Raw genomic sequence first — 315 nt, forward strand, 5'->3', positions numbered from 1 at the left:
CTTCTTCAGTACGCTACGGCAAATGTCATCGACGTTTTTATCCGGAAACTGCTGTTTGGCTTTTTTGATTTCAGAATTAGCCTGACGGGCAATGCTGCGAAGTGCGTTTTCCTGCTGAGGTGTCATGGAACAAGTCCCATGTCGGCAAGCATAAGCACACAGAATATGAATCCTGCTGCCAGAAAAATGCATTCTGTTGTTGTCATGCCGGGTCTCTCTCGTTTGCTTCTGCTTTCGCCGCCATCATTTCCAGCTTTTGTGAAAGGGATGTGGCTAACGTATGAAATTCTTCGTCTGTTTCTACTGGTATTGGCA

2 protein-coding genes are annotated in these 315 nt (G+C 46.0%); both read right to left on the minus strand.

Translation table 11 applies throughout. The features are described from left to right. On the minus strand, nucleotides 1–192 hold a 192-nt coding region (locus HEN33_RS25695), incomplete at its 3' end, for a hypothetical protein (protein ID WP_183083558.1). A 10-nt stretch (nucleotides 193–202) separates the two neighbouring features. Then, nucleotides 203–315, minus strand: a 113-nt coding sequence (locus tag HEN33_RS25700) for a DUF1382 family protein (protein WP_140406051.1), incomplete at its 5' end; no start/stop codon positions are given.

Source organism: Escherichia sp. 94.0001 (genome assembly GCF_013369155.2).
GTDB lineage: Bacteria > Pseudomonadota > Gammaproteobacteria > Enterobacterales > Enterobacteriaceae > Escherichia > Escherichia coli_F.